The organism is Alteromonas sp. 5NW40-0090, assembly GCF_057552975.1.
Genome location: NZ_BAAJLT010000026.1, coordinates 1 through 1,223 on the forward strand (window position 1 = coordinate 1; position 1,223 = coordinate 1,223).

Here is a 1,223-nt window from a genome sequence, read left to right on the forward strand (position 1 = left end):
CTTGAGTTCAATCAATGGGCGCAACACATCGGTTAAATTTCTCTGCTGGTGTTTCATAGTCTAACGTTTTTCTTGGCCTTTCGTTAAGTTGTCTCGCTACACTGCTAAGTTTTTGTTGGCTGTGTACTGATAAGTCGGTACTTTTTGGAAAATACTGCCGTAGTAATCGATTGGTGTTTTCATTGGAACCACGTTGCCACGGTGAGTAAGGATCACAAAGATAGACTTTTATATCAGTGGCTAGAGTGAATTGTTTGTGGTCTTTAATTTCTCTCCCCCTGTCCCAAGTTAGAGATTTATATAGTTCCTTAGGTAGCTTTTGAGCGTGCTTGATAAGAGCAGCAATCACGGTCGACGTTTTACTATCATCCACTTTTGCCAGCATTACGAATCGAGAGTGCCTTTCTACCAGTGTCGCTATGTAACTGTTGTTAGAACCACATATTAGGTCGCCTTCCCAGTGACCAGGTATCGCTCTATCTTCAACTGATGCAGGTCGCTCACTTATAGAAACGGCGTCAGGAATTTTTCCTAGACCTAACCTTTTCAGTGAAGATTGACGCGACTTGCGAACCACTCTTTTTGAACGCAAACACTTTTGCAGTTCTTTCTTTAGAGCGCCTCGCGTCTGAATGAAGAGTGTTTTATAGATGGTTTCGTGAGACACGTACATTTCCTGATTATCGGGGTATTGTCGCTTTAACCAACCTGCAATTTGTTGTGGTGACCATGCCCTTTTAAGCTTAACGGCTATCAGTTTACATAACTCTGGGGAGTCAATTAACTTACATGGCTTAGGTCTCAATGCTTCGTCCCATGCTCGTTGTTCAGCTCTTACGGCACGGTAGTGCTTCAACCCACCATTTCTTTTTACTTCACGGCTAATAGTAGATGGCGCTCTAGATAAACGTCTGGCAATTTCTCGAATGGATTGTTTACCGACTAAGCATCGTGATATTTCTTCTCTTTCATAAAGCGAGAGAGACTGTGGATGTCTTTTTCGTTCTGGTGGCCGATACCCACCAGTTTGATAAATGGTTGGCATAATAGAAGAGTGAAAGCGATCAAACATTCTAGCGATATCATGCAGCGAATCACCCCGCTTGTATCTGTCCCAAATAAGCGCTTTCTGTTCTGGTGAGTAATAGATACGTTTTCTTTGTTTCATGGCAACATTCCTCCTTTAATAAGGATAGCGTTGCACTCACCAATTGAACTCAAGA

Annotated in this window: 1 protein-coding gene; it reads right to left on the reverse strand. The window is 42.5% G+C overall.

From position 1 onward, the window contains the following. Window positions 1–7: 7 nt before the first annotated feature. On the reverse strand, window positions 8–1,168 hold the full coding sequence (locus tag AC27KT_RS19730) for an IS30 family transposase (RefSeq protein WP_487132777.1): 1,161 nt from the start codon (window positions 1,166–1,168) through the stop codon (window positions 8–10). Between the last annotated feature and the right edge of the window lie 55 nt (window positions 1,169–1,223).